Consider the following 22,410-nt stretch of genomic DNA (forward strand, 5'->3'; position numbering starts at 1 on the left):
GTGGGGTGACTTCCGACGGCTCAGCACGCACCCGGGTGGCGTTGGCGCTCGGTAGCGGTGGCGCCCGGGGTTACGCCCACATCGGGGTGATCGAGGAACTGCGGGCGCGGGGTCACGAGGTCGTCGGTGTCTCCGGTTCGTCGATGGGGGCGCTGGTGGGCGGGGTGATGGCCGCGGGGAAGCTGGACGACTACGCCGCCTGGGCCCGTACCCTGACCCAGCGTTCGGTGCTGCGGTTGCTCGACCCGTCGCTCACCGCGCCGGGCGTGCTGCGCGCCGAGAAGATCCTCGACGCGGTCCGGGAGATTCTCGGCGAGGCCACCATCGAAACGCTGCCGATCCCCTTCACCGCGGTGGCCACCGATCTGATCGCCGGCAAGTCGGTGTGGTTGCAGCGCGGACCGGTGGACGGCGCGATCCGGGCGTCGATCGCGATCCCCGGTGTGATCGCACCGCATGTGCTCGACGGCCGGTTGCTGGCCGACGGCGGCATCCTGGATCCGGTGCCGATGGCGCCGATCGCGGCGGTGAACGCCGATGTGACGATCGCGGTGAGCCTGGCGGGCAGCGAGGCCGGCGGCGCCGAGCCGGCCGACCGGGGTGCGGGGGCCCGCCCGACGGCCGAATGGGTGAACCGCTTGACCGCGGCGCTGCTGGACTCCGCCGCCGCGCGCACGGTGCGCGACCGGTTCGGTTCCGGTGCGGCCCCGGCGGATCCCGATCCGGTGGATCAAGACCGGGAGCTCGAAGAGGCGGCGGAGAACTCGAGGTCGATCACCGTGCCGCGGCTGGGCAGCTTCGAGGTGATGAACCGGACCATCGACATCGCGCAGGCCGCGTTGGCCCGGCACACCCTGGCCGCCTATCCACCCGATGTCGTGATCGAGATTCCCCGATCCGTGTGCCGCAGCCTGGATTTCCACCGCGCCGCCGAGGTCATCGATGCCGGACGGGAACTCGCCGCCGCGGCTCTCGACGACGCCGGGCTGACGTGATGTGCGTTCAGCCGGTCCGCCGGCCGAGGAACTCGGCGAGCCGGGCGGCCTCCCGCCGGCCCTGGGCACGGCCGGCGCGGGCGGCCGGGGCGCGGCAGGCCGGGTCGAGCGGGTCGGCGCCGAACGCCGCGACCGACGCGTCGTCGGCGAAGACTCCGACAGCGGCCCCGCCGAATTCGTCGATTTCGCGGGCCGGTCCGGGCCCGAACGGGCTGGGTGTGTCGCGGCGGGACGGCACCAGTGCGACGACGGTGTCGCAGTCGGCGGCCAGCGCCATGTTGACGGTGCTGGCGACGCCGCCGTCCATGTAGCGGCGTTCGCCGATGGTCACCGGCGGCCACACGCCGGGCACCGCGCAGCTGGCCGCGACCGCATCGACCAGCGGCACACCGGAATCGCGGTCGAAGCACACCAGTTCACCGGTGCCGACGTCGACCGCGGAGAGGCGCAGGTCCCGGTCGGGCCAGTCGTGTGCGGGCAGCCGGGCGGCGATCACGGCGCGGCGTTCCGCCTCGCCGACCGTCCCGGTGGACAGTGCGACCGCGCCGATGCGCCGCAGCTTCTCCACGGTGCTGCCGGGTCGCCGCACCGCCTCGAGGAACTCCGCGGTCAGGTCATCGATCGCGACCCGCGGTTTGATCTCGGCGGTGTTCGGGTCGAGTTGCCGCTCGAAAAGCCGGGTGAGCGGGGCACCGCTGCCCAGTTGCGCGGCGACCGCCGATCCGGCCGAGGTTCCCACCAGCACATCGGAGGTGAGCAGCAGGTCGGCGGTGTGCGGCGATTCGTCGGCGATGCCCAGCAGGACACCGGTCTCCCAGGCGATGCCTGCCAGTCCCCCGCCGGCGAGGACCAGCGCACGTCTGTTGGCCACGCCGCCGTCACTCCCCCGCCCCGGTCAGCAGTTCGTCGGAGAGCACCTCCAACGCCCGGCGAGCGTATCCGCGCCAGAGCCGGGCGAACACCGGCAGCACGGGCGTGGCGAGTACCGAGCGGGGGTGCAGCGCCCACCGCCAGGTCACCTCGGTTCCGGTTCCGACCGGCTCGAACCGGAACCGCCCGTCGATGTGGTGCACCAACGGCGACAGCGGCCCGGTGATCCGGGACAGGTGATATTCGAACGACCGCGGCGGGTCGACGCGGGTGAGTTCCTCGTGCATGGTCCCGCCGCCGGTGAGTGCGACGGTGCGGGTGTCGCCCGCCGCGCCCCAGCCGCCGGTCTCGTTGTGGGTGGCCGCCACCGGTGGGATCGGCCCGTACCGGTGGCGGAACAGGGTGGGCAGCGGCAGCGACATCGTGCCGTGATAGGCCGTCTCCACGTCGACGGGGATGGCGCGGGACTGCTCGAGGTTCAACGGCTCGGGTGGGCGCATCTGTCCGATGGTAGGCCGGTCAGGTCAGTCGCGGTGCGGCGCGACCGCTGATCAGCGGCATGTCGAGGTAGGTGAGCAGCCCCGGGTCGGCCGCGCACACCGCCGGGACGGAGTTGACGCAGTGGGCGGCGGTGGCGACGATCCCGGCCTCCGGGCCGTGATCGCCGGGTTCGGACTGAAAACCGTTGATCGTCACGGTGAAATCCGGGTTGCCACGCACCTCGATCTCGTACCGTTGCCCGGCCGGCCCGAAATCCCAGGGCGGATCCAGGTCCTCCTCCCCCATCAGCCAGTTCACGGTGACCCGGACCACCACCTCGTCGCCGGCGAGCGCCTCCCAGTGGAACCGGCGGCCGGCGACCTGACCGGGTTCGATGACGCCGATCGGGGATTCGATGGGCGCGGTGGCCACCGCGATCTCCTGCCGGGAGCGCACCTGCGGGTCGGCGGCGAAGCCGATCTTGTCGACGCACATGCGCACCGCCTGGATGAAACCGCCGTCGAGCAGTTTCTGCATCGGGCCGCTCAGTGCCTTCTCCGGGGTGTCGCCGAACCCCATCACATGGCGCACCACGTCCGGGGCGTCGTAGGTGCGCAGATCGGAGAACTCCTCGGCCCGAACGAAAGTCACACCGGTGGCGAGTGCGGAGAACATCAGCGGCAGCTTCTCACTGATCCCGCCGGGCGCGATTCCGGTGCCGTGCAGGGTGGCGCCGCCTTCCAGCGCGGCGGCCCGCAGCGGTGCGGCCTGCTTCTCGGTGGGATAGAACCAGCCGAGCGGGGTGACGACGTTCTTGCCCGACCGCAGCAGCGCCGCCACCTCATCGGGGTCGGGCAGCAGCGGCGCGTAGATCACCGCGTCGGCGTCGAGCGCCAGGATGTCGTCGATGCTGTTGGTGGCGGTGATCCCGAGCGGTTCGGCGCCGATGATCTCGCCGACGTCGCGGCCGGCCTTGTCCGGCGAATGCACCCAGCAGCCGACGAGTTCCAGCTCGGGGTGTTCGAGCACGCCCTTGATGGCGGCGATGCCGACTCCGCCCGTCGCCCACTGCACCACCCGGAAGGTCATATGTCAGATCTACACCAGGTGCGGTTCGCCCGAGTGGATTCCCGGCGGATCAGCCGCCGAGATGGGTGACCTGATAAGCGCCGTCGGCGTAGCGGGCCCGGATCGTCTTCTTGTCGTACTTGCCGACGCTGGTCCGCGGGATCTCCTCGACGAAGGTCCAGCGTTCCGGCAGCCACCACCGGACCACTTTGTCGGACAGGAATTCTCGAAGCTCCTCGGGGGTGGCCTGCTGACCTTCGTGCAGCACGACCGCGGCCAGCGGGCGTTCCTGCCACCGGTCGTCGGGCACGCCGACGACGGCGGCCTCCCGCACCTTGGGATGGCCGATCAGGTGGTTCTCCAACTCCACCGACGAGATCCATTCGCCGCCGGACTTGATGACGTCCTTGGCGCGGTCGGTCAACGTGATGTAGCTCTGTGCGTCCATCCGGCCCACATCGCCGGTGCGCAGCCATCCGTTCTCGAACTTCGACGGGTCCGCGTCGTGGTAGTAGCTGCCGGTGATCCACGGCCCGCGGACCTCCAGTTCGCCCACCGCCTCGTTGTCGCGGGGCAGCACGTTGCCCTCGTCGTCGACGATGCGGGCCTCCACCCCGCAGATCGGCCGGCCCTGGCTGCCCCGCACCTCCCAGTGCCGGTCCGCGGGGGTGTTCGGCGCCGGCCAGGCCAGCGTGCAGACCGGCGACGTCTCGGTCATGCCCCACAGTTGGCGGATCTGCACACCGAACTTCTCCTCGAACGACTGCATCAGCGACACCGGCACCGCCGACCCGCCGCAGCCGACCAGGCGCAGCGACGAGATGTCGTGGTCCGGTTCGCTGTCGAGGTGGTGCAGCACGTCGTTCCAGATCGTCGGCACCGCACCGGCAACCGTGGGCCGCTGGGTCTCGATCAGGTTCACCAGCGACTTGGCGTCCAGGTAGCGGTCCGGCATCACCAGATCCGCACCCGCCATCAGCGCGGCGTACGGCAGCCCCCACGCGTTGGCGTGGAACATCGGCACGATCGGCAGCACCCGGTCCTCGAAACCCAGGCCGAGGCCGTTTCCACTGCACACCGCGGTGGAATGCAGATAGCTCGACCGGTGGCTGTACACCACGCCTTTCGGGTGGCCGGTGGTGCCGCTGGTGTAGCACATCGCCGCGGCCGAGTTCTCGTCCAGTTCGGGCCAGTCGAACTCGTCGGATTCGGCGGCGAGGATCTCCTCATAGCGCAGCACCTGTTTGCCGGGAACCTGCAGCGGGCTGAGATCGCCTGCGCCGACGACGATCACGGTGTGCACGGTCTCCATCGTCGGCAGGACCGGCGCCAGGAGCGGCACCAGCGAGGCGTCGACGATCACCACCCGGTCCTGCGCCTCGTAGGCGATGAACTGCAGTTGTTCGGGGAACAGCCGGATGTTGAGGGTGTGCAGCACCGCGCCCATCGACGGCACCGCCACGTACGTCGCGAGGTGTTCCTGGTTGTTCCACTGGAAAGTGGCCACCCGTTCGTCCCCGGTGATGCCGAGCCGGCGCAGCGCGTTGGCCAGCCGGGCCGCCTCCCGGCCGAGGTCGGCGTAGGTGGCGTGGCGGTAACCGCCGTCTCCGGTGGCGGTGGTGACGGTGCGGTCGCCGTGCACCTCGATCGCGTAGCGCATGATCGCCGCCACTGTCAACGGGATGGGTTGCATCGTGCTCTGCATCGAGTCTGTCGCCTCCGCTGGTCGCTCCTTTGGCCGCGATGCTACGCCGCCGACCTTGCGATTTCGGCGTGCTTGCGACCGCTGAGCGACCGCGCGCACGCCGAAATCGCAATAATGGAAGCATGCGCGTCAAGGTGGTGGCCGCGGTCGCGGTCGCGGGAGCGGTGATCGGAAGCGGCGCCACCGTCGCCGGGCCGGCCGGGACGGCTTCGGCCGAGACGCCGCGGCAGGTGATCGACCGGCTACAGGCGCAGGGCTACACGGTCACGATCGACAAGATCGGCACCGGCCCGATCGACGACTGCGTGGTGACCGGGGTGCGCAACCCGAAGAAGGTGACCCAATGGATGCCCTATACCGGGCCGGGGGTCCGCGACGAGACGGTGCTGATCCCGGTCGTGGTCAGCCGGTCCATCTCGGTATCGCTGGACTGCTCGAACTGAGTTCGGCTGCGGTTCAGGCGACTTCGGCCGGAATGCGATGCGCCGGAATCGGATCGGTGTCCAGGAACGCCTCCGGCCACAGCGGCTGTGCTCCGGCCACGGCGAACATCGTGATTCGACCGGTGTGATCGGCGATGAACAACCGCCCGCCGTCCGGGCTGAGCGCCACACCGGACGGCGCGGCACCCGGATCGATGGCGTGCACGACCTGATTGGTGACGGTGCACAGCACGGCGACGGAGTCGTAGTCGACGATGTAGGCCCGGCTGCCGTCCGCGGCGAGCACCAGCTGCGTGGGCGCGCCACCGATGTCGACCCGTTCGACGATCCGTCCGTGCGCCAGGTCCACCTTCGCCACCGAGCCGCCGCGGTGGCGGTCGGAGGTCAGAACGTAGGCGATCAGATCGGGGCCCACGGCGACATCGCGGATCGGCGCGCCGATGCCGACCGCACCCTCGACCCGGGCGGTCTCGACGTTGATGTTCACCAGGTAGCTGCTGCACGCGTCCGACACCGCGGCGTGGAGCCGGCGTCCGTTGTCGACGACGTGCAGGGCGTCGATGTTGATGGCGGGACCCCAGCCGGCGTCGACGGTGTCGACCTCACCGGTGATGGTGTCGATCACGGCGATGTCGACGCGTTCGCTGTCGGTGCGGCCGACGAAGACCCGCTTACCGTCCGGGCTGGCCACCAGGGCGGTGATGGTGGCCCGCTGGGGATGAGTCGCGACGACCGTGCCGCTGCCCAGTTCGACGACCTCGACGGCGTCCTCATTGCGCAGGGAGATCGTGCTGACGTAGGCGTGGTCGCGGGTCACCGCGACGTGGAACGGGTCACCGCCGAGCGGCACCGCCGCCTGGACGTTCAACCGGGCGGGGTCGAGCAGCGACACCGCATCCCGGCCGCAGTGGGCGGCGACCAGTGCGTGGCCGTCGGCGTTGATCGCGAGATCGGCGACCGGCCCGTCCACCGCGACGGCGCCCGTCACGGTGAACTCCTGCTGATCAGCCGGGAGCTGCCCCGATCGGGGAACGGTCGCGTTCTGTTGAAAGGCCGGCAGATGAATATTTGCCATGTGGTCAGGCACCTCCGCCGGCACGGGTTGATACCGGCAATAGATTTCAGAGTCCCACGCCGTCTGACGGCGCCGATGACGGTCAGTCTAGCGACGGAAACCGACGGCTCCGACCAGCCGCAGAAGGATTCCGGCGACCGCGAGGCAAAGTCTCTCAGAGCATATTTAGGAAGCTAGTTCGTGACTTGCGCGTCACATTGCGAAGACATCCGTAAACACGTGGTTAACCAGCGGAAAGCGGCATTTGACAGGGAGCGGCGTCAAGCGCTGCGGGCTACCTCACACACTGATCTCTTAAGGTGTGAGCCAAAAGTGAGGCAAACATCACACTTTGCCGTGTCAGCAAACTTTTGCAGGTCGGGCCGGGATCTCGCGGGCCGCGACTGCACCGGAGTTGTGGGCGTTCACCTGCGCCGATCGGTCGCCCCCGCGGTGTTCGCCAGCCGCCGGGACGCTCCTATTCCGGCCGGGTCACCGACATCCGGGTGTCGACCTCGGCCTCCTCGAGGAGCATCTCGATGGCCCCGGCCAGGTGGGCCGCCGCGTATCCGCTGTCGCGGTGCTGTTCCCGCTTGAACCGATCCAGTTCCCGGCGCACGTCGTCGATCGTCTCGTCACTCACGTAGGCCATCAGCACCTCCACATTGATCGAATACCGCAGGTCGCAACCGTCGTCGGAAAGCCCGGCAGCCGGCAGGATGCCACCGCTTCAACAGGAGCGGACCAGCTCCCGGGTGTCGTCGTGAGCGGCTCGGCCGTGAGGGGCACCCTCTCGAACGCCCCCGCTTCGGACGCTGCCGTCGAGACACCGCGCGGCACGGAGATCGTCACCCGTCGCTCGCACACCGCTCTCGGCCGTTGAGTAGATCGCACCGATACCCACGGTACTGATTCGGCCCCCGTCCGGGACGCCTCCCTGCGGCGGCCGGACCGGACCCTTGATGCGGAAGTCCCGTATCGTCGCGGTCGAACGGCCGAGGATGATTGCGACGCCTGACGGCGCGCTGACGTGCTGCATAGTGACCGTCTCCACAAGTTTTGAATCGCACGGGCATCCGGTGGCGAGCGTCCCCCGACTCGTGGCCACCAAATCGGGCGACAGTGTGACCATAGTCACAACGCACGAGGCTTTCAATGAGTACGGGAGGAGTACCCGAGGGAAACGACTCCTGAACGACTCCTGAACGCCTCCTGAATGCCAACGCCTCCCGGCGCCCGTCACGGATGGCCGGCGGGGTGGGCGCCGGCGATCGGCGGAGCGGCCGGAGCCGGGGTCTGCGGAGCGGCCGTCGTGACGCCGAGGACCCGCAGCAACTGCGGCTTCATTTCCTGTAGTTGCGAGCCCCAGTAGGCCCAGCTGTGGGTGCCGTTGGCGGGAAAGTTGAAGATCGCGTTGCGGCCGCCGGCGGCCACATACTTCTGCTGGAACTCCTTGTTGGAGGACAGCGTGATGTTCTCCAGATACTGTGCGCTGAAATTGTTTCCGAAGTCGGTTCCGCTGTCGAGATCGGACATCGCACCACTGCCGCAGTAGATCCACAGCGCCGTGTTGTTGGCCGCGAGCCGGGCCACGTTGACGGTCGGATCGTTACGGCGCCAAGCGATGTCGCTGGTGGGCCCCCACATGTCGCGGGCGTTGTAGCCACCGGCGTCCTGCATGGCGACACCGATCAGCGTCGGCCACAACCCTTGCGACGGGCTGAGATAGCCGGACAGCGAGCTGGCGAAGATGAACTGCTGCGGATACCAGGTGGCCAGGTTCAGGGCGGCGCCGCCCGACATCGAAAGGCCCACGACGGCGTTGCCGTTCGGGTCCTGACCGCGGTTCTCCGCCAGCCACGCGGGCAGCTCCTTGGTGAGGAAGGTCTCCCACTTGTAGGTCACCGTGCCCGACCGGCTCCGGGCGGGTTGATACCAGTCGGTGTAGAAGCTGGACTCACCGCCGACCGGCATCACCACCGAGATCCCGGAGTCGTGGAACCATTCGAACGCCGCGGTGTTGATGTCCCAGCCGTTGGCGTCCTCCTGGGCGCGCAGCCCGTCCAGCAGATACACCGAATGTGGCCCACCGCCTTGGAATTGGACGATGATGTCGCGCCCCATCGACGGTGACGGGACAGCCAGCCGCTCGACGGGAAGACCGTCGCGGGAATACGCCGCCGCCACCGGCGCCCGGTTCACGACCGCGACGGTGACGGGCAGCACCAGCAGCAACACGCCGATCGCACGCATCAGGTCAGAGACCGCCCTGCCGGCCACGCGGTTCGCCACCGTATTCACCCCTCGCTACCCGTACGTCGTGACGTCCGGACGCTAACAACGCCGCACCGCACGGCGCCGGGACGGCACGGCGGCTTGACCGCCTTGTTACCAAGTGGTTCTGAATGTGTAGCCGTTTGCCGTCGGCCCGGACGGACCGCTGCTCGCAACGCCCGGACACCGGCGGCGAGACCCACCGCGTAGAGTGCCAGCACGGTGGGAAAGGAGCAGTGTGGAGCCGATTCCGGTCATCGCCCTCACCGGTTATCTCGGGGCAGGAAAAACCAGCTTGCTCAACCATGTTCTGCGCACACCGGGAGCGCGGATCGGCGTGGTGATCAACGATTTCGGCGACATCAACGTGGATGCGTCGATGGTCACCGGTCAGATCGACGAGCCGGCCTCGATCGCCGGCGGTTGCATCTGCTGCCTGCCCGACGACGGTGAACTCGATGTGGCGCTGGCCAAGCTCGCCGACCCCCGACTGCGGCTGGACGCGATCATCATCGAGGCCAGTGGGGTGGCCGAGCCGGCGTCGATCGCGCGGATGATCGGATTCAGCGGTGTCGACGGGATCCGGGACGGCGGTGTGGTCGACGTGATCGATGCGGCCAACCATTTCGACACCGTCGACCGCGGCGATCAGCCACCCGCCCGCTACGGCGCCGCGACACTGGTCGTGGTCAACAAGCTCGACCAGATTCCCGAGCAGGAACGGCCCGCTCTGCTGCGACGCGTGGAAGACCGGGTGCGGGAACGTAATCCGCGCGCTCACATCGTCGGCACCACCGGCGGCCGGATCGACCCCGCCCTGCTCTACGACGTCGCCTCGGCCCAGGACGAAACCGGGCAGCTGTCGTTCCGGGATCTGTTCATCGAACCTTCCGACCACGGAGCCCACGGGGATCACGATCATGTCCACGCCGACTCGGTCACGGTGACCAGCACCGGCACCGTCGACCCGGTCCGGCTGGTCGAGTTGCTGGAGGATCCGCCGGCCCGGGTGTACCGGCTGAAGGGCACCGTGGCGGTGCGCCAACGGTCCAATCCGCGCCACTATCTGATCAACGCGGTGGGCTCGGCGGTGCACGTCACGACCAGGCGGTCGCGGGTCTCGGAGAATTCGCTGGTGGCCATCGGGATGGGCCTGGACATCGACGCGGTGCGGACCCGGCTGAGCACCGCATTGCAGCCGTTCGACGGCCCGACGTCGGCGGCGGCGCTGCGCCGGCTGCAGCGTTACCAGGCCGGCGTCGGCTGACGTGCGGCGGGCGTAACACCCAACCGGTGCCGCGGCGATATCCACGTAGGGCCCGGCTGTGCGCGCATCGGTCGGCCGACGATCACCGGACACCGGCCCCGCATCCGCCCTACAGTGAAAATCGCGCGGCGGGGGTGGGTGCGCCGCCGCGGTCGAAAGAGGTCATGGTGAACGTCACGCTCGGGGTCTTCGTCGAATCCGGCACGGCTCGGATTGTGCTGGTCGACGCCGACCCCCCGAACCCCGTCGTCGATCAGACCGACCTCGATCTGGCCGCCGCCGACAGCACACCCGACACCTTGGTGACCACGGTGCTGGCGACCGCCGGGGCGCTGACCGAGTCGGGTCACCGGCTCGTCGGCATCAGCCTGTGTGGTCCGGCCGCTGACCGGATCGGCCCGGTACACGACGCGCTGACCGGGTCCGGGCTGCGTCCCGTGACGGTGGTCGACGAATCCGACGCGGTGACCGCGGTGGTGCGCACGCTGGCCGGCGATGAGACGGTGGCGACCCTGGTCAACGACGGCGCCACGGTCGCGCTGTCGATGACGGAGGCGGGCGGCGTCACCACACCGGTCGCGACCGAACCCATCGACGGTGACCCACAGGCCGCCTACCGGACGCTGGTCGAGCGCTTCGCCGCCGATCCGGGCGCGGCCAGCGGTCTGATCGTGATGGGCTCGCTGGGTGACGGCGGTCTGCCGGCCGATCTGGTCGAGACCTCGCCCGTGCCGCTGCGGTTCCCGGACGACCCGGAGTTCATGTTGGCCCGCGGTGCGACGCTGGCATCGCTGTCGCAGGACGCGACCATGGCCGCCCCGGTCGTCGCGGACGAGCTGCCGACCACGGTGACGCCGCTGGAGACCGCCGACACGATGCAGAGTCAACAACTGGCGTACTCCGAAGTGCCCGATGAGGATTCGGATCTGCTCGGCTTCACCGACCCGGTGGATACGCCAGGTGCGGACGGTCCGGCGGGCGGCTTCGACCCGGAAGCCGAGGATGCCGAGGATGCCGATGCCGAGGATGCGGTCCGGCGGCGCCAGTGGTTGATCGGCAGCTCGGTGGGCGCGCTGGCCGCGGTCGGATTCGCCACCCTGGCCGTCAGCGTCGCGATCACCATCGAACCGACCAGCAGCCAGCAGGCCGTGCGCCTGCAGGAGGGCCCGGTGCCCGGCAAGGCGTTTCCGGTGGCGCCCGGACAGGGCGTCGAGCCGGACGGCCCGAATTGGACGATGATCGAGCATCTGCCGCCGCCGGGGGCTCCTGCCGAGGTCCGGACCTTCGAGACGCGGGCGTTGAGTTCCTCCCGCGACGTCAGCAAGGCTGCGGCGCCGGCGATCGTCAACGTCTACCGCGACGGCACCGTCGCCGTGCAGAACGCCGCCGCGCCCCTGCTTCCGGTCGGGCCCGCGCCGGCGCTCCCGGGCACGGTGCCGGTCACGGTGCCGGGCCCGGTGTTCGCCGAGTGGCCCGAGTACGTCACCCGGCTGATCCCGGACTTCTCCAGGATCCGGCCGGTGGACCTGCTGTACTTCCTGGCCAATCTGCGTGAGCTGCTCCCGCCGCTCGAGGCGACGACGCCGGACCCCGATGACGGCTTCGACATCGGCGACATCGGGGTGCTGGCGGTGGTGCCGCGGGACCAGGGTGTGTTGTTCAGCGCCGACGCCGATGCGGCCGGACCCGAGATGATCCCGGCCCGGCTGTTCGACCCGCAGACGCCCGCCGCCGACAAGACGCAGCTCCTTCCGCCCGGTACCACCGTGCTCGACGTGCCGACCGACGGCGACGGTGACGATCCCACCGCGGCGCTGACCGGGGAGCCGACAACCGGCGACACCGACGAATCCCGGTCGCAGCGGCCCGGCATGGACACCGAACCGGCCGGCACTCCTGAGGATTCAGACTCGGATGCGGATGCCGGAGACGGCTCCGTCGTGGACGAGACGGGTGTCGACGAGACGGGTCCGGCCCCGGATTCAGGGCCGGATTCGGGACCGGGATCAGAGCCGACCGAGGTGACGCACCCGACCCCGCCGGCGGAGCCGACCGTCGCGCCTGACGAGCCGACGTCGCGTCCGTCGACCTCTGCTCCGGCGCCTGCTCCGGATCCGGACACCCCCACGCAGGCGCCGGCGGTGCAGGCTCCCCCAGCCTCTCAAGAACCGGCCACCCGGGCACCGGCGACCCAGGCGCCGGCCACTCAAGCACCGGCCACGCAGGCACCGGGCACTCAGGAGCCGATCACCCAGGCGCCGGCCACTGAAGAACCGGCCACCCAGGCGCCGGTCACGCAGGGACCGGCCACCCAGGCGCCCCGGACGGTGGCGCCGCAGACCCAGGCGCCCGAGACAGTGGCACCGCAGGTCGAGGCGCCGGTCACGACCATGCCGCAGTATCCGGTCGGGGGTGGTTCGTTCGGTGGCGGGGCCGACGGTGACTGACCCGGTGGCGCGACGCGCGGATCCGGTGCGTGGCGGTCGCGCCGGTGTGGCCGCCGCGCTGTTGGTGCTGGGGCTGTTGCTGCCCTGGAACCTCTATGTCGGTCTGGGCATCCCCGGGACGCCGGTTTGGGCGTTCGCCGTGGTCGCGGCCGCCACCGTGGTGTCGCTGGCGGGGTTGGCCGTCGGCCGGCGGTCCGGGCCGGAACGGCTGCAGCTTCTGTTGGGCGTACCGTATTTCGTTGTGGTGGTGGGCTTCTTGGTGTTCACCACCATCCAGGCGGTCCGGTACGGCGGTACCGCGTCGGTGCCACCCGGGGTGGGGCCCGGTGCATGGCTGGGCACCGCGGGTGCGCTGCTGGCGGCCGGACCCGGCATCGGGACCGGTCGCCGCGCCGAGCGCACGGTGTCGATCATCGCGATCGTCTCGCTGGTGCTGGGGCTGGCCGCGGCGGTGTTCAACCTGCACTGGCGCACCCGGTTCGTGCTGCCGGCGATCGGTGAACCCGACGTGGGCACCGCGCATCTGGCCACCGCACTCGCCGCACTGCTGTACGCGGTGGTGGCGGTGATTCCGCTGGTGATCGGTTACCGGTGGCTGCGGTCCACCCGCTTGGCGGCGCGGGTGGCGACGCTGCTGCTCGCCGTGTCGGCGCTGGTGGCCGGAATGATCGTATGGGTGCTGCCGGTGGGCCGTGAGGTGGACGCGTTTCACGGCATCGCCCAGAACACCGGGATCTCCGGCGTCGGCTACGAGGGCTATCTGTCCTGGGTGGCAGTCGCCGCGATCGTCGCGGTGCCGACCGTGTCGGCGCTGCGTGACGACCGTGCGGTGTGGCGCAGGGCCGTTCGCCGTTGTCTGCTGCTGATCGGCGCATGGTGTGCCGGCACCGCGGTGTTACGGCTCGCCGACGTGGCGTTGTCCGCGGTGCTGGACCTGCCGGCCCCGCCGTACAACGGCACCGCGTTGATGGCGTTCGATCTGCTCGCCGCGGTACTGGCCTGGTGGTTGTTCCTCAACGCGGGCCGGTTCGCGCCCGGCCGGATGCTGACGACGTTGTTCGCGGTGCTGTTCGCCGCCGTGGTCAGCCGGGTCATCGTCGGGATTGCCCTGGTGCCGCGATCCGAGCCGCTGGATCCGGCGACGATCAACGCCGTGTTCGGCAACACCTTGGTGCAACAGATCACCAGCACCTTCGATGTGACGCTGGTTGTTCTGGCGTTGGCGCTGTCGGTGATCGCGATCATGACAGCACGTCCGGCACGGCCTACGGCCTCGAAGCCGGCGGGGCCGGCGGGGCCGGCGGAACGGAGGGCAGCGGCACCTCGGAAATCCGCGTCCGCCTGGCCCACGATCGTGATTCCCACGCGCAGCGGACCGGCGCGCATCGTCCGGCCGGGGCACGACGACGACTGACCTCGGCTGCTCGATCTAGTGCTTCTTGAAGGCGTCCTTGACCTTTTCTCCGGCGCCTTTCAGGTCGGACTTGGTCTGATCACCCCGGCCCTCGTTCTCGATGGTCCGGTCGCCGGTGAGCCGACCGAACGCGGCCTTCGCCTTGCCGAGGAGGCCTTGCGCCTGATTCCTGGCTTTGTCTGAACCGCTCATGACGCTCTCTCCTTTTTCGGGCCGCCCTGGGGCTTTCCTCTCCGGCTACGGCGCACGGATCGGCGGACGCCGTCGTGCGGAAGGTGCGCGGAAGGTGGGAGTACCTCGAAAAGCGCCCCGCGAAACGTCATCCGGTCCGCTCCGGACCGTCGAAAACGGGCGGGCCGCTACCCTGGAGAACGGTAGTTCTCGACGAGGGGTGCGGCATGGCGGAGACCGATGACAAGAACCGCGTGCTGGCCACCGCGACGACGTTGTTCAACGAGCGCGGTGTGCAGGCGGTGGGGATGGACGCGATCCGCGACGCTGCGGGTATCTCGTTGAAGCGGCTCTACTCCTGTTTCCGCTCCAAGGCCGATCTCGTGGCGGCGGTACTCGAGCAGCGCGACGCCGATGTGCGGCGTGCGATGACCGAGTATGTCCAGAGCCGCGCCGCAGACCCGCGGGACCGGATCCTCGCGGTGTTCGACTTCCTGGCCCACTGGTTCGCCGAATCCGATTTCCGCGGATGCATGTTCATCAACACCATCGGCGAACTGGGGGGCACGTCCACCGATGTCCGGCGCATTGCCCGACTCCACAAGACGGCGGTGCGCGACTACCTCGCCGATCTCGTCGCAGCGGCGGAGCTGCCGTCCGAGCTCGCCGAGCAACTGGCCATCCTGGCCGACGGCGCGATCGTCGCGGCGACCATCTGGGGTGACGGCACGGACGCGGCCGCCGCGGCACGGCGCGCCGCGGCGACGCTCATCTCCGCTTCCTGACGGTTGCGTCTAGAACGCTCGTTCTCTACACTTCGGCCATCCGGAGAACGATCGTTCTACGTCCGGGCCACTCGCCCCCTCGTCGACACGAAAGGCAGCAGGATGACCGACACACGCCCGCCGTTCCCGCCGTTCACCCTCGAGACGGCGATACAGAAGGTGCAGGCGGCCGAGGACGCCTGGAACTCCCGGGACCCGCACCTGGTGAGCCTGGCCTATACACCGGATTCCGAGTGGCGCAACCGCGAGCAGCACATCGTCGGGCGCACGCAGATCGTCGATTTCCTCACCGCCAAGTGGCAACGCGAACTCGATTACGTGCTGCGCAAGAGCCTGTGGGGGTTCCGGGAGAACCGGATTGCCGTGCGGTTCCAGTACGAGAGCCATGACGCCAGCGGTCAGTGGTACCGCAGTTACGGCAACGAGTTGTGGGAGTTCACCCCCGAGGGCCTGATGTCGCGGCGGGAGGCCAGCATCAACGACGTGCCCATCACCGAATCCGAGCGGCGATTTTTTGGCCCACGACCGAAAAGCGAGCACGGCCAGGATATTCCGCTCTGGTGACCCGGTTGCCGCCCGCCGTCGCCGGACTGCCGCCGGGCTGCCGCCGGGCTGCGCGCTGCCTCCCCGAACTCCCACGCTGTGACACCGATCACAGTAGGATGGCCGGTGTCATTCCCGGGAGGTGCGACGCCGCCGGCCTCAGCCCAGCCCCACCCGAGACGAGCACGGAGGTACTCCACATGGCACGCAGGAATTCGGCCTCACTCGATGCGGGTGGTCTCAACTGGGACAGCCTCCCGTTGAAGTTGTTCACGAAGGGCAATGCGAAGTTCTGGAATCCCGCCGACATCGACTTCTCCCGCGACCGGGAGGACTGGGAGTCGCTGACTCAACTCGAACGAGATTGGGCGACAAGGCTTTGCGCCCAGTTCATCGCGGGCGAGGAGGCGGTCACCCAGGACATCCAGCCGTTCATGGCGGCGATGCGGGCCGAGGGACGCCTGGGCGACGAGATGTACCTGACCCAGTTCGCGTTCGAGGAGGCCAAGCACACCCAGGTGTTCCGGATGTGGCTCGACGCGGTCGGGATGACCGACGACCTGCACCACTACCTCGATGAGCTGCCGGCCTACCGGCAGATGTTCTACGACGAGTTGCCGAGTTCACTGGAGGTCCTGGCCACCGATCCGTCTCCGGCCGCGCAGGTCCGCGCGTCGGTGACCTACAACCACGTCATCGAAGGCATGATGGCGTTGACGGGATACTATGCCTGGCAACGCATTTGCGTAGACCGCGGCATCCTTCCCGGCATGCAGGAGCTGGTGCGGCGCATCGGTGACGATGAGCGGCGCCACATGGCGTGGGGCACGTTCACCTGTCGCCGCCACGTCGCCGCGGACGACGCGAACTGGAACGTGTTCGAAGAGCGGATGAATGAACTCATCCCGTTGGTGTTGAAGAACACCGAAGACGGGTTCGCCGTCTACGACGAGGTCCCGTTCGGGTTGACGATGGACGAGTTCCAGCAGTACGCGACCGACAAGGGGATGCGGCGATTCGGCACGATCAGCAGCGCCCGCGGCCGCCCGCTCAGCGAGATCGACGTGGACTACTCGCCGCTGACGCTGGAGGACACCTTCGCCGACGAGGACGAGAAGGCCATGGCAGCCTCGGCGTGAGTGCCTCGGCGCCGGGGCGTCACACGGTCTGCAGCCGCAGCGCCGCCGCGGTCGCCGGGCCGACGATGCCGTCCACCTTCAGACCGCGGGTCTTGCGCTGAAACCGCCGGACCGCCTCCTCGGTGCGCGGCCCGAAGATGCCGTCGACGGCCAGATCCCCGGCGATGTCGGGGTGGTCGGACCGGAGCCGGCGCTGCACCTCGGCGACCAGTGGGCCTTGCGAACCGCGGAACAACAGGATGTGGGCGTACTGACCGACCGGCACCGGAGGTCTCGGGGTCCGAACCCGGCTGTCGAGGTCGCCGATGCGGGTCTGGATGTCGGCGCGCAACAGATCCATGTCGATCGCGCCGGGATCCCATTTGCCCTGGGCACGGCCGGCGTACTCCTTGTGGCCGATGGTACGGTCGGCCGGCTGTCCCAGCCGCCGGTTGATCGCGGCGCAACTGGCCACCAGCGCGTCGTACTGGGCGTCGGGCCAGTTCGTGCGGTGCGGCGCGGTGGGGCTGGTTCCACTGTTGGCGCATTCGATTCCGATCATGTGCCAGTTGGCCATATTCGTCGGCAGCCACGGGTATTGGCCGACGCCGGCATGCCAGGCGACGCCGGCCGCCACCACCGTCACCGTCCCGTCCCGGGCGATGTGCAGTTGGGACAGCGGACCGGGCAGATCGGGCCGGCCGTGGGCGATGGAGGCAGCCGTCGCATGATCGGAGCCGGTGTGGTGCACCATGACGCCGCGGATATCGCGGAAGTCGCCGTGCCCCCGGTTGCGCCAGCCCGGGAACTCGACCGCGTCGAGACCCTCGGCTACCAGCACGTCGGCGAGCCATACCGGGTCTCCGGTCCAGGTCCTGACCGCGGGCACGAACGGAATCCTCTCGAATCGGTTTGCGTGGCTTCCGGTCAGACGTCGTTGGTGGTGGGTAGCCGCGGGCCCCAGAAGTTGAGGTGGTTCGCCGAGTGCCGCAGCGCCGTCCAACCCGGGATGATGTCCCACACACCATACTTGTCGTGCGGGAAGTCACGCAGAAACGTGCCGAGGTCGAATCCGGTCTTGACCGCGCGGTAGATGCTGACCGGTCCGAGTTCACCGGTTTCCAGCCACCCCACGAGGTTTTCGGCGATCTGGCTGATCATGGTGAAAGGGTCGACCAGGGACAGCGGCGTGACGAGGTCGTAGCCCTGCTTCAGGTAGGTGCCGCGGATGTCGGCGTTGCCGTAGATGTCGCCGGGCAGGCAGTAGTCGAACCAGTCGATGGTGCCGGTGATGGTCTGATTGTCACCCGAAATGCCCTCGTAGGCCAACTGATTGCCGAGGTGGAAGGTGCGGCCGCGGCACCGGTGCGGTGACGCGATGCTGTGCACCCACAGGCAGTCCCGTTGCCGGGAGGTCAGTGATCCGGAGACCAGTTCGCGTCCGACCAGGGAGACCACCGCGGCGCCCTGGCTGTAGCCGAGCAGGCCGAAGGTGCCCCGGTGTGCAGCGATCAGGCGTTTCAGTTCGGCGATGCCCATGTCCCGCGAGACCAGATAGGACGGGTTTCCGAGGGCTTCCAGCAGGCTCTGGCCGCCGCCCGGGACGGGGCCGAAACTGGCCGGATAGTTGACGTAGACGACGTCGAACACCCGTCGGTCGAGCAGATCGGTGACACCTTTGAGCATGCCGATCTCGGCGGTGGGGGTCATGGCGCCCGGCATGCGGTCGGCGGCGGCCACCGCCTCCCAGGTGCCCGGCACACAGAACAGGGTGTGTCTGGCCATGGGCCCGAGTATCCGCCCCGGGGCAGCGCTCGCGAGGGTGCGTTTTCGCTTCTACAGCAGATCGTTACGTGCGCGGGCCGCCGTTTCCGCGTATTCGGCGATGCGAATGCTCAGATCGCGCGGGAGCAGCGAGGCCTTTCCGGAACCGCCCGCTGTGTCTACCACGGATTTCTAGTCACACGAGTCACAATAGTCACATGAATGTTGGTGCTGATGGCTGCCGGGCGGACGACGAGGCCCGCTCCGAGCCGACTCCCGCGCCCGAGCCGGCCGGGCCGGTGGAACCGCCGCGACAGCCCAGGCACAGAGCGGCGCTGGGGCAGGTGTCGACGGTGGCCGCGAAACTGGGCGCGCTCGCGCGGCAGGCCTGCGACCGGGTCGCCGCGGCCTCGCCGATGACGATCCTGGTGCTGCTGCTCGGCGTGCTCACCGCGCTGAGCATGGTCGCCGCGTTGTCGTCGGAGAGCTCACTCGGTGTGACGAGCACGGTGCTGTTCGTGCCCGCGCTGTCGGCCGCGCTCGGGGCGCTGGCCATGCGTCACGTGCTGATCCGGGCCGACGGCCCGACGGCGCGCGAGGACGCCCGGGACGACACGACGGAGATGCGTCAGCTCCAGCGGACGCTCGATTACGTCGACGCCAAACTCGACGCCGCGCTCACCCAGTTCGGCACCGACCGGCACAACCATGCCGTCGTAGCGATGTTCCAGGCCAAAGCGGCCACCGAGCTGTACCGGGAGTCGACCGGTTCGCTTCAGCATGACGCACCCGAAACGCGTTATGCCCTCGCCGATTTCCTGACACCGGCGGCGCTGCAGGCCGCGGGCCGCCTGGAGCGTCCGGCGGGTCTGTCCCTGATCTAGCGGGGCCCGGAACTCACGACCGACCCCAACGTGTGAGTGACTCCCGGCGTTGATCCGGGCGGCTGTGCGCGGAACAGGTGCCGGCTGCTACCTTTGCCAGCATGAGGAAATTGCCGGTGTTGACAATTTTGTTCGCAGCGAGCATGGTCCTTAGCCCGGTCGCGAACGCCGTTGCCGGGGATACAGCCCGGATCGGACCGGGTGCGCCGCTCGAGCTGAGCCGCGACTGTCACCCGAGTTACGAGGGTGTCTGCGTTCCGGTTGCCAGCGACGTCGATTGCGCCGGCGGCAACGGCAACGGTCCGGAGTATGTGTCCGGCCCCGTGTACGTGGTCGGCGAGGGTGTCTACGAGCTCGACCGCGACGGTGACGGCGTCGCGTGCGAGCCGAAGGGATAGTCGCCGCCCCCTCAGGCCGCGAAGTGCGACTTGAAGATCTGACCGTGCACGCCGACGGTGCGGTCGACCACCTGGGAGATCGCGAAGTGCGATGCTGCCGACAGGTACGCGTAGGCGGTGGCGCGGTCCATGCCCCGGTCGTTCTCCAGGAAGTCCAATGCGTTGGCGACTGCTCGGCGCATCGCGACGTCGAGGTCGGTGCCCTGCCCTCCGACGGAACCGTCGGGGTCTGACAGGCCGATCGGCACCCAGGCATCGCCGGTTTCGGCGAACGGGTAGTGGTAGGCGACGGACGGGGCGTCGCCGGATCCCGGTTTGCACACTGTCAGCCGGTAGGTGCCGCGCAGGGATCCCTCCATCGCGGTGAGCGCGACTTCGCCGTCGCCCATCGCCATGTGCGGGTCGCCGACGTAGAACAGGGCACCCTCGGCGAACACCGGGAGGTAGAGCGTCGAGCCCTCGCCCAGCAGTCGGATGTCGATGTTCCCACCGGCGATCGTCGGCGGGACCGAGTTCGCCGTGGGCGCCGTCGGGTCACGGTCCTGGGCGAAGGCCACGCCCATGATGCCCATGAACGGTGCGAGCGGAAAGCGCACGCGCGCATCGCCGTACGACATGACGCCGTGGCCGTCCTCGACGGCGGTGAAGGTGGAGAGGTTGCCGTACCGGGTCGGGTCCGGGTTCGACCGCCCGTCGGTGACGGCGGGTGGCATCACCTCGTCGAGGGTGATGCCCGCGGGCGGGGTGCCGTCGGCGGTGAGCGCGAGCGCACCCTTGCCGTGCCGGCTGGACACCACACCGTAGGGCACGCGAGGTGTCGCCTCCAGCGTCTCGATCTTGAGGACATCGCCGGGTTCGGCCCCTTCGATGAAGATCGGACCGGTCACCACGTGCGGGCCGTCCTTGTCGAAATCGCGTGGTGTGCGGTCGTATTCGGCGGCAACGGCGATGACGTCCTCCAGCACGTCGTTCTCGTCGACACCCTCGGCCCCGAAGTACTCGACGGGGTTGCGGCCCTGGTCTTCGAGGATGCCTTCGTGCGAGACGGTGTCGATGGTGACCGTCTGGCCGGAGCGCATCTGCATGACCGGGGTGGCGTGCACCGTCGGTACGTAACCCCACAAGACCTGGTCGGGCACCGACTGCAGGTAGTGGTCGCCGGTGATCTCGCCCTGGCCCGGCTGCAGGATCTCGAAGTCCGTCGACGCGCCGGTGGCCCGGACAGTGCTCCTGCTCGAACAGGCGCCGAGGGTGGTGGCGATGCCTGCGCCGGCGCTCAACGCGGCGACGGCACGAACGAAGTCACGACGACCGATTCCCTTGCTGATCGTTTCGGCGGCAGAGCGTGCAAACATTTCATCCACCGGCCGCAAGCTACCGACGTTCTGTTGCATCCGTGTTGCCGTGGGGTTTACGACGTTTACGGCTCACCCGTCGGCGTTCGCGGGTGGCCTGCGGCCATGACGGTGCCCCCAGTGGGACTCGAACCCACACTGGACGGATTTTAAGTCCGCTGCCTCTGCCAATTGGGCTATGGGGGCGTGGCAGTACGAGAGCCTAGCGGGGCGCTGACACACGTCACGACACCCACCTGCGACCGAGCCGGCCGCGCGTCGAGTGGGCGGTCAGCACGTCGAGTGTGCCAACCCGGTATCGATAGTGCACCAGCGGCGGTCAATGTGAGCTAGCTGCGGGAAAACGGCCGAATTCCGACAGTGGACGCACGTTGACCTCGGTGAGCGCACACCCGCCGCGGCCCAAGCACACTCGCCACGATCCACGCACGCTCGCCACTGCCAGTGCACACCCACCACCGCCCACGAGCAGTCAACACCCGACGAGCCAGGGCTATGCCGTCTCCTCGGCCAGCGCCACCAGCCGCGCCCGCACCAGGTCCGGCCGCTCGTCGACGATGAAGTGCGAACAGTCGACGGTCTCGAGCGTGTAGTCGTCGGCCAGGGCGGTCTCCGGCGCGGCCAAAGACGGGTGGATCGCCAGGTCGCGGGTTCCGAACAGCGCCCGGATCGGCACCGTAGCTCGTCGCTTCTCGGGATTCCTTGCCGCGGCGGGCATTTCCCGCACCAGGAACGTCCGGTAGGTGTCGCGGCCGGCCCGCGCGCACACCGGGTCACGGAACCTGTCGGCGTACACCTTCGCCGTCTCGGCATCCAGTGCCGAGCCTTTTCCGAACACCACCCGTTCCAGCACCCGGGTGCGCTGCTGCAGCGGAACCCCGAAGGCAGCCATCGGCGGCTGGTAGGAGAACCGCCAGATGTGCTTCAACACAGTGCCGGTCGACACCCACGGGTGGGCGATGTTGAGCGGTATGTACCCGTCGAACCGCTCCGGCGCCCGCAGGATCATCAGGAACCCGATGTAGCCGCCCCAGTCGTGGCCGATCAGCAGCGTCCGGCCCAGGCCGAGCTCGTCCATCAGCGCCAGCAGATCACTGGCGACGTCCTCCTTGGCCCACCGGTGCGGCGCCGGCCCGGACCAGCCGTAGCCGGGCAGATCCGGGGCGATGATGCGCAGCCCCGCAGGCGGATCGGCGAGCAGGTCCCGGTAAGCCCAATGGTGCTGCGGCCAACCGTGCAACGCCAGCACCGGCCGTCCGTCGGCCGGACCGGACTCGGTCACGTGGAAGCGCACCCCGCGGGCCTCGACGAAGGAACGGCGCACACCCGCAATCGGCGGTGGTTGGACAGTCATAACAGGTCACTATAGGAACGG

General features: G+C 69.0%; 22 protein-coding genes and 1 tRNA gene. 10 read left to right on the forward strand and 13 right to left on the reverse strand.

What is annotated here, in order from left to right; all coding sequences use genetic code 11:
* Positions 1-5 precede the first annotated feature (5 nt).
* The gene (locus CKW28_RS17880; protein ID WP_040546105.1) at positions 6-995 is read left to right on the forward strand and encodes a patatin-like phospholipase family protein; all 990 of its coding nucleotides are present in this window, start codon (positions 6-8) and stop codon (positions 993-995) included.
* A gap of 7 nt (positions 996-1,002) precedes the next feature.
* Here CKW28_RS17880 and CKW28_RS17885 read toward each other — a convergent pair whose 3' ends face one another.
* Genes CKW28_RS17885 through CKW28_RS17900 form a run of 4 tightly spaced genes read right to left on the reverse strand, consistent with a single transcriptional unit; the run spans position 1,003 to position 5,118 of the window.
* Positions 1,003-1,866 carry a patatin-like phospholipase family protein gene (locus CKW28_RS17885; protein WP_003924048.1) on the reverse strand — a complete coding sequence of 288 codons (864 nt, stop codon included), beginning with the start codon at positions 1,864-1,866 and terminating at the stop codon, positions 1,003-1,005.
* 7 nt (positions 1,867-1,873) lie between these two features.
* Positions 1,874-2,365: an SRPBCC family protein gene (locus CKW28_RS17890; protein WP_003924049.1), complete on the reverse strand. Its 492-nt coding sequence runs from the start codon at positions 2,363-2,365 to the stop codon at positions 1,874-1,876.
* A gap of 19 nt (positions 2,366-2,384) precedes the next feature.
* On the reverse strand, positions 2,385-3,434 hold the full coding sequence (locus tag CKW28_RS17895) for an NAD(P)H-dependent amine dehydrogenase family protein (protein ID WP_003924050.1): 1,050 nt from the start codon (positions 3,432-3,434) through the stop codon (positions 2,385-2,387).
* 49 nt (positions 3,435-3,483) lie between these two features.
* Entirely contained in the window at positions 3,484-5,118 is a 1,635-nt protein-coding gene (locus tag CKW28_RS17900) for a fatty acid--CoA ligase (protein WP_003924051.1), read from the reverse strand.
* 122 nt (positions 5,119-5,240) lie between these two features.
* On the opposite strand from CKW28_RS17900, the gene CKW28_RS17905 reads away from it, so the two are divergent.
* A complete protein-coding gene (locus CKW28_RS17905; RefSeq protein ID WP_003924052.1) occupies positions 5,241-5,561 on the forward strand; it encodes a hypothetical protein in 321 nt (106 codons plus the stop codon).
* A 13-nt stretch (positions 5,562-5,574) separates the two neighbouring features.
* On the opposite strand, the gene CKW28_RS17910 is transcribed toward CKW28_RS17905, so the two are convergent.
* The 3 genes from CKW28_RS17910 to CKW28_RS17920 form a co-directional block, all read right to left on the reverse strand.
* Entirely contained in the window at positions 5,575-6,636 is a 1,062-nt protein-coding gene (locus CKW28_RS17910) for an MmpL3/TtfA transport complex stabilizer (protein WP_050811880.1), read from the reverse strand.
* Between the two features lie 457 nt (positions 6,637-7,093).
* On the reverse strand, positions 7,094-7,267 hold the full coding sequence (locus CKW28_RS17915) for a hypothetical protein (protein ID WP_162292324.1): 174 nt from the start codon (positions 7,265-7,267) through the stop codon (positions 7,094-7,096).
* A 587-nt stretch (positions 7,268-7,854) separates the two neighbouring features.
* Positions 7,855-8,868, reverse strand: coding sequence for an esterase family protein (locus tag CKW28_RS17920; protein WP_162292353.1), 1,014 nt, complete (start codon positions 8,866-8,868; stop codon positions 7,855-7,857).
* A 259-nt stretch (positions 8,869-9,127) separates the two neighbouring features.
* On the opposite strand from CKW28_RS17920, the gene CKW28_RS17925 reads away from it, so the two are divergent.
* The 3 genes from CKW28_RS17925 to CKW28_RS17935 all read left to right on the forward strand — a co-directional run bounded on the left by CKW28_RS17925 (position 9,128) and on the right by CKW28_RS17935 (position 14,017).
* On the forward strand, positions 9,128-10,156 hold the full coding sequence (locus CKW28_RS17925) for a CobW family GTP-binding protein (RefSeq protein WP_003924056.1): 1,029 nt from the start codon (positions 9,128-9,130) through the stop codon (positions 10,154-10,156).
* A gap of 167 nt (positions 10,157-10,323) precedes the next feature.
* Positions 10,324-12,603, forward strand: coding sequence for a DUF7159 family protein (locus CKW28_RS17930; protein WP_131807459.1), 2,280 nt, complete (start codon positions 10,324-10,326; stop codon positions 12,601-12,603).
* The gene (locus tag CKW28_RS17935; RefSeq protein WP_157997574.1) at positions 12,596-14,017 is read left to right on the forward strand and encodes a DUF7937 domain-containing protein; all 1,422 of its coding nucleotides are present in this window, start codon (positions 12,596-12,598) and stop codon (positions 14,015-14,017) included. The genes CKW28_RS17930 and CKW28_RS17935 overlap by 8 nt, the downstream gene beginning before the upstream one ends.
* A gap of 15 nt (positions 14,018-14,032) precedes the next feature.
* Here CKW28_RS17935 and CKW28_RS17940 read toward each other — a convergent pair whose 3' ends face one another.
* Positions 14,033-14,209, reverse strand: a complete 177-nt coding sequence (locus CKW28_RS17940; RefSeq protein WP_003924059.1) for a CsbD family protein — start codon at positions 14,207-14,209, stop codon at positions 14,033-14,035.
* A 206-nt stretch (positions 14,210-14,415) separates the two neighbouring features.
* Between CKW28_RS17940 and CKW28_RS17945 the strand changes: the two genes are divergently transcribed.
* The 3 genes from CKW28_RS17945 (at position 14,416) to CKW28_RS17955 (ending at position 16,655) form a co-directional block, all read left to right on the forward strand.
* The gene (locus CKW28_RS17945; RefSeq protein ID WP_003924060.1) at positions 14,416-14,973 is read left to right on the forward strand and encodes a TetR/AcrR family transcriptional regulator; all 558 of its coding nucleotides are present in this window, start codon (positions 14,416-14,418) and stop codon (positions 14,971-14,973) included.
* Between the two features lie 102 nt (positions 14,974-15,075).
* Positions 15,076-15,537, forward strand: coding sequence for a nuclear transport factor 2 family protein (locus CKW28_RS17950; RefSeq protein WP_003924061.1), 462 nt, complete (start codon positions 15,076-15,078; stop codon positions 15,535-15,537).
* A 98-nt stretch (positions 15,538-15,635) separates the two neighbouring features.
* The gene (locus CKW28_RS17955; protein ID WP_264016356.1) at positions 15,636-16,655 is read left to right on the forward strand and encodes a R2-like ligand-binding oxidase; all 1,020 of its coding nucleotides are present in this window, start codon (positions 15,636-15,638) and stop codon (positions 16,653-16,655) included.
* Positions 16,656-16,674: 19 nt separating this feature from the next.
* Here CKW28_RS17955 and CKW28_RS17960 read toward each other — a convergent pair whose 3' ends face one another.
* Together CKW28_RS17960 and CKW28_RS17965 are read right to left on the reverse strand one after the other, a co-directional pair.
* Entirely contained in the window at positions 16,675-17,523 is an 849-nt protein-coding gene (locus CKW28_RS17960) for a peptidoglycan recognition protein family protein (RefSeq protein WP_003924063.1), read from the reverse strand.
* Positions 17,524-17,561: 38 nt separating this feature from the next.
* A complete protein-coding gene (locus CKW28_RS17965; protein WP_003924064.1) occupies positions 17,562-18,419 on the reverse strand; it encodes an alpha/beta hydrolase family protein in 858 nt (285 codons plus the stop codon).
* Between the two features lie 197 nt (positions 18,420-18,616).
* On the opposite strand from CKW28_RS17965, the gene CKW28_RS17970 reads away from it, so the two are divergent.
* The gene (locus CKW28_RS17970; RefSeq protein ID WP_131588007.1) at positions 18,617-19,282 is read left to right on the forward strand and encodes a hypothetical protein; all 666 of its coding nucleotides are present in this window, start codon (positions 18,617-18,619) and stop codon (positions 19,280-19,282) included.
* A 101-nt stretch (positions 19,283-19,383) separates the two neighbouring features.
* On the forward strand, positions 19,384-19,680 hold the full coding sequence (locus CKW28_RS17975; RefSeq protein ID WP_040546137.1) for an excalibur calcium-binding domain-containing protein: 297 nt from the start codon (positions 19,384-19,386) through the stop codon (positions 19,678-19,680).
* A gap of 11 nt (positions 19,681-19,691) precedes the next feature.
* On the opposite strand, the gene CKW28_RS17980 is transcribed toward CKW28_RS17975, so the two are convergent.
* The 3 genes from CKW28_RS17980 to CKW28_RS17990 form a co-directional block, all read right to left on the reverse strand.
* Complete coding sequence (locus tag CKW28_RS17980) at positions 19,692-21,035, reverse strand: acetamidase/formamidase family protein (RefSeq protein ID WP_003924067.1); 1,344 nt, start codon at positions 21,033-21,035, stop codon at positions 19,692-19,694.
* Positions 21,036-21,147: 112 nt separating this feature from the next.
* Positions 21,148-21,221: transfer RNA gene (locus tag CKW28_RS17985), tRNA-Leu, on the reverse strand.
* A 307-nt stretch (positions 21,222-21,528) separates the two neighbouring features.
* A complete protein-coding gene (locus CKW28_RS17990; RefSeq protein WP_040546109.1) occupies positions 21,529-22,389 on the reverse strand; it encodes an alpha/beta fold hydrolase in 861 nt (286 codons plus the stop codon).
* Positions 22,390-22,410 lie beyond the last annotated feature (21 nt).

This window comes from Mycolicibacterium thermoresistibile (assembly GCF_900187065.1).
In the GTDB taxonomy this organism is placed as follows: domain Bacteria; phylum Actinomycetota; class Actinomycetes; order Mycobacteriales; family Mycobacteriaceae; genus Mycobacterium; species Mycobacterium thermoresistibile.